Genomic DNA, 5,570 nt, shown 5'->3' with positions numbered 1-5,570 from the left:
AAATATTATTTAACATAATATACATTATTATAACGTATTGATTTTAATGATTATTTATTTTTATTAATTTGTTAATGAATTGATTAATTTAATCATTTTACTGGTAAATCGTGTTTTTTTAAATTGAGGTCATGATTATACAGGTTTTATCGTCTAGTTTTACGTACGTTTATCGTGGTACGCATAATGTATATTATGTTAAATAATATTTGGTATTATGAACTTAAACCACCATTTTTAAATACCTTATTTTTTTGCCATAAATATAATCTCACTTCCAGGAAGTGGCATTTTTTAAAATGTGTTTTTTTATTTTACCCCATACTTGCATTTCGCAAGCTTTACAATTGAACTTTAACAATAATTCTTCATTATTTTGAATTAATTTCATTGGCGTAACTTTAGTTTTAACACCTTGAACTCCTTTTGCTTGTTTTGGGCATAGATTAAACGCAAACCGTAAACAATGTTTGGTTATCATTAAGGGCGCATCGTTTTTAACTTCATGTGCTTCATAGGCACTTTCAATTAATTCAACTCCATGTTGTGTATAAAATTCTCTTGCTTTATGATTATAAACATTTGCCAAAAAGCTCAAATGATTTTCAGGATAAAACGGAACTGGGTTTTGTTCTGTTTTACGTTTTTGGCGACAATAACTTGTTAATCTTTTAGCAGTCAATTTATTAATAGTATCCCTTCGAAGCTGATTTAGTTGACTACTTGGAAAAAAATAAATTTTTGATAAATTTAAATCAAAATCAGTAAGATAATATATAGTTTTTCCTAATTTAGATAAATTATCTCTAATATTTTTTAATGATTTATCTGGTTGTTCCGCAAGTTCGAATTCCCCATTAAGTTCTACCTTGACACAAACACCCTCTTCGCTTTTTGCAATTAGCTCTATACCTTTTTCAATATTATATAGTTTAAATGACACACCAATTCTGCGATTACTTGATGCTTTCAATAAATTTTGTTGCCACACATGATCAAGATTTCGATTCACTATATAAGGTAATTTTATTGAAAAAAGCGGCTTAGGAATTTCATTTGGGTGAATTCGATATTGATTAGCCGAAAGTTTCTCCGCCTTATCAGCTCTAAATCCAAAAATCTCTCGTTTTATTAGTACATTTAGGCCATCTCCATTAGTTAATATTTTTTCAGATTTAATATCGATAGTTTTAGGTGTAATTTGAGTTATCTCACCAATTTGCAAACCGATGAATTTAGGTGAATCGAATGCACCTATATTGGATTTTCTTCCATGTACAAAATAATCTGTACTTCCTCGATGAAATGTTTGGTATGGATCTGGTATAAAAAAGTGCTCAGTTCTGCCACTTGACCCTGATTGTAAGTCAGGCGAATTTGACAAAATAGTATCTAATTTTTGACGATAAAAGGCTGTAATATTTTTAACATAACTTAGATCTTTATAACGTCCTTCTATTTTAAAGGATCGAACGCCTGATTGAATTAATTCGTTCAAATTATCTGATTGGTTATTATCTTTCATTGATAATAAATGTTTTTCATAAGCAACAATGCGCCCTTGATCATCTTTTAAGGTAAAAGGAAGTCGACAAGCTTGGGAGCAATCTCCTCGATTTGCACTACGTCCTGTCTGTGCATGTGAGATATAACACTGTCCTGAAAATGCCACACAAAGTGCACCATGAATAAAAAACTCTATTTTGGCATCAATTTGTTCATAAATTTTAGCTATCTCAGTTAAATTAAGCTCACGAGCTAATACTATTTGTGAAAAACCAACATCAGATAAAAATTTAGCTTTTTCAGGTGTTCTTATATCCATTTGAGTGCTAGCATGTAAATCAATAGGCGGAATATCCATCCTCAAAATGCCCATATCTTGCACAATTAATGCATCAACACCTGCATCATAAAATTGCCATATAAGTTGTCTTGCTGGTTCAAGTTCATTATCGTGAAGAATGGTATTTAAAGTTACAAATACTTTTGCATAATAATGATGAGAAAATTCAACTAACTGAGCAATATCACTAACCGAATTACCAGCATTATGCCTAGCACCAAAATTTGGCCCGCCAATATATACGGCATCTGCGCCATGTAAAATAGCTTGTTGTGCAATCTCAATATTTTTAGCAGGACTAAGCAATTCTAATTTATTATTGGTAACAAGATATGACATTATAAACTCTTTGAAAATCTAAATAGCGAGTAATTTGGTTTTTATTTTACAAGTATTATTATAAAATTAATAATACTTGTAAAAAACTTTCAGGAAAGTATGTGTTTGAATATAAATTTGATATAGATCCTAACCTTCGTTTCGATAAGTTTCATTCCTTAAAGCCTCTATACGTTTTTCTAATGGTGGATGAGACATAAACAATTCAGAAAATTTTGCTTTTTTCGCACCATTAATGCAGAATGCTAAAATTGAAGTATCCTCACTTGGTTCATGGCTAGTTTTTAGTTTTTCTAAAGCGGCAATCATTTTTGTACTGCCTACTAATTTAGCCGAACCAGCATCAGCGTGGAATTCTCGATAACGAGAAAACCACATCGCTATAAGGCTTGCTAAAATACCAAATACGGTTTCAAAAACCATAACTATTAAGAAATAGGTTAACTGTGATAAACCACGATTACGATCATCCAATGCTTGAGCTACAACAGATGCTAACATTCTTGAAATAAAAATAACAAAAGTATTAAGAACTCCTTGTAATAAAGTCATTGTGACCATATCACCATTAGCAACATGACTCATTTCATGACCGATTACCGCTTCAGCTTCATCTTGAGTCATAGTATTTAATAAACCAGAACTTACTGCAACAAGAGAACTATTTTTAGTTGCACCAGTTGCAAAAGCATTAACATCTTGAGCATGATAGATGGCAACATCTGGCATTTTTATATTAAGTTCCGTTGATAATCGACGAACAACATCAAGTAACCATTGCTCTTGACCATTACTAGGTTGAGTTATGATTTGTCCTTCAACTGACCTTAAAGCCATTTTCTTAGATAATAGAAGTGATATAAAAGATCCTCCAAAACCGAAGATTGCTGCAAATATAAGTAATCCTAAAGTACTATGCGCATCAACGCCTAAAATACTTAGAATGATTCCAAATACAAACATAACGGCTAAGTTAGTTAGAATAAATAATCCAATTCGCATTATGAAAGTGTCCTTATTTTATTTAGGTGCTAAGATTTTAATAAAAATTAATTATAATCCAGTTTATTTTCAAAATAACTTTTTCTGCAATGTTACTGATGGAATATGCTTACTATAATTTTCTTCCATCAGAATTTTAATCAATATAAGAGCCAAACAATTATATTGTTTTATCTAACTCCCATTCAGCAGCAATTGGAAATGCACTCATCATAAAACTAGCTACTTTTGATATTTGTTCGTCAGTAATAGTTCGGTGATCATTTAAACAAAATACTTCGCATTTGCCTTCTTTAATTTTTAACAATAAATTAGATAATTTAGAATCTAAATTAGGATCATCAGAGCTAACATATTCATATCTAATTGAAGATAAGACACTATTTCCTTGTATATATGAGAAATATGATGACATAAGATATAAAGGAGAAATGGTTTCAGTTTCTCTAAATCTAGAACGACTTGTTTTATCTATTTGTTTTTGAAAATGATTAATCATTTTATCAATAACATGAATATTTTTAATCATTGGCGCATGCAAAGGCCAAAATGAAGGCCAAGTATTGAATTTTTCATAAAAACACTGAGCTGTGAATAAAGATAGTTGGTTTGTAGGTTCACTATCTGCAAAGACTTCCCCATAAGCATTAGGGATGGGCTCAAGAAATAATTTTGCTATACCATTAGGATGAATAAAATGTTGCTTATTAACTGGAGAACCAAAAAAATAATCATCATTTGCATATATGAAATTATCCGATAATCCTTCTATTTTATGAATCCAAGATTCGATAGCAACAGAATTAAATACAGGTAAACACGTTTTATCATTACATATATCACTATGATTAACCATTACGATTTGTTCATGATCAGTATCCAACCAATATGGTACTTGATGATCTGTAACTATAAATATTTTTCTTATAAACTTAGCATACGAAGCAACACTACGTAAAGAGTACCTCAATTGTTCATAATCAACAAAACGTGTATCTTGATTCTGAGGATTTTCACCTGAATATTGACTCTTTTTTTCCAACCATTCTGGATCATTATCACTTACCCAAGTGTATACTATATCAATCGGGCCTTCATATTCATCGAAAAGAAATGAATTTAATTCTAACATTGACTTAGTATTATCAATATTCTGAATATCTTTTCCCAACCTAATTGGAGCAAATGAATGTACTGTTTTGTTAACATGGGCTTTGGGAATAAATTGAATTTGAGTATTTTTGTTTCTTGTCATAACACCATGTGGAGTCATATACCAAGGATCAAATTGAAATATTGTATTTTTATATACATATTTATCATCATGAAAATATAATCTAACTAAATCATACCTATTGTTTCCTTCAACAATATATACACTTTTAGTAAATTTTTCGCTATTCTTAATTAATTCTATAATATTTTTAACAAATTGATCTTGTATCGCAATTCTAATAATGTGATTCCAGCAAGTATGGACTATATGATAATTAATACCAGCTTTATCTAAAAGGCTAAATAGTATTTTATCTTGACCGTGCGGTGTAATAAAGTTTTCAATTAAATTCGATAATCTTACCACTGTTGTATTATTTTGTTTTACTTTTTCTGAAGAATTTTTAATATTTAAATTAGGTTGTTGCATTTTTTTATCTCGAACTTGAGGAATAACAATATTTTCAGCTAAATTTGATTTCTGTTTTACTTTTTCTGAAGAATTTTTGATATTTAAATTAGGTGTTTGTAGCAAGTTTTTTTTGTCATTTTGTTTGTAAAATAAAAATGAATCTCTAAAAAAAGCTTTAGGATTTTTTATTAGTTTTCGAGTTTTTCTAATTATTTTAGACATCATAATTATCCTCAATAGCGGAATTTTTAATCATGTCGCATTTTATATTGTTAGAAAAATATGCCAAGTCTAGTTTACTTATAGCATTAGATAATGAATATTGCTCGATTTTTTTCTTATCAACAAATCCTAATGACGGATTATTTGTATATTCTTTTATTTTATTTGATAATGAATTAACACTTTCATTATCAAATAGGTAATTATCTGACTCCAGTATTTCTTTAAATGATGGAATATTTGTGGCAATAATTCGACATCCAGAATTTATTGCTTCTAACAAGACAAGACCAAATGATTCAAAACGCGAAGGGATTACACATATATCTGCTATGTCCAGCATATATGCTGCATTAAATATTTTTCCAGTAAATATTACGTTCTTTGATGCAATTGTTTTTAAATACGAACTTTCAGCACCATCACCAACAATAATTAATTTATATCCTTCAGGATTAGCTTTATTGAACGCTCTAATAAGTATGTCTGCCCCTTTTACCAAATCTAATCGACCAATATATATGATATATTTGT

The 5,570-nt window shown here is 29.5% G+C and carries 3 protein-coding genes and 1 pseudogene; all 4 read right to left on the bottom strand.

What is annotated here, in order from left to right:
* Window positions 1-246 precede the first annotated feature (246 nt).
* A pseudogene (locus A9G38_RS02010) lies at window positions 247-2,185 on the bottom strand (peptidase U32 family protein).
* 129 nt (window positions 2,186-2,314) lie between these two features.
* Window positions 2,315-3,190 (bottom strand): protease HtpX, encoded by an 876-nt coding sequence (gene htpX, locus A9G38_RS02005; protein WP_034913830.1) that lies wholly within the window; start codon window positions 3,188-3,190, stop codon window positions 2,315-2,317.
* Window positions 3,191-3,347: 157 nt separating this feature from the next.
* Window positions 3,348-5,036 (bottom strand): Stealth CR1 domain-containing protein, encoded by a 1,689-nt coding sequence (locus A9G38_RS02000; protein ID WP_034913825.1) that lies wholly within the window; start codon window positions 5,034-5,036, stop codon window positions 3,348-3,350.
* A partial coding sequence (locus A9G38_RS01995; protein ID WP_141671684.1) for a glycosyltransferase family 4 protein occupies window positions 5,029-5,570 on the bottom strand: 542 nt, incomplete at its 5' end. The genes A9G38_RS01995 and A9G38_RS02000, both read right to left, overlap by 8 nt.

Origin of the sequence: Gilliamella sp. Imp1-1 (assembly GCF_001690415.1) — a bacterium.
Taxonomy (GTDB): Bacteria; Pseudomonadota; Gammaproteobacteria; order Enterobacterales; family Orbaceae; genus Gilliamella; species Gilliamella bombi.
This window is presented reverse-complemented; position numbering and strand designations above follow the sequence as displayed.

Bases quoted from the DNA above. Each gene is read 5' to 3' on its own strand.
- A9G38_RS02000 (WP_034913825.1), bottom strand. From the start codon at position 5,036: ATGTCTAAAATAATTAGAAAAACTCGAAAACTAATAAAAAATCCTAAA.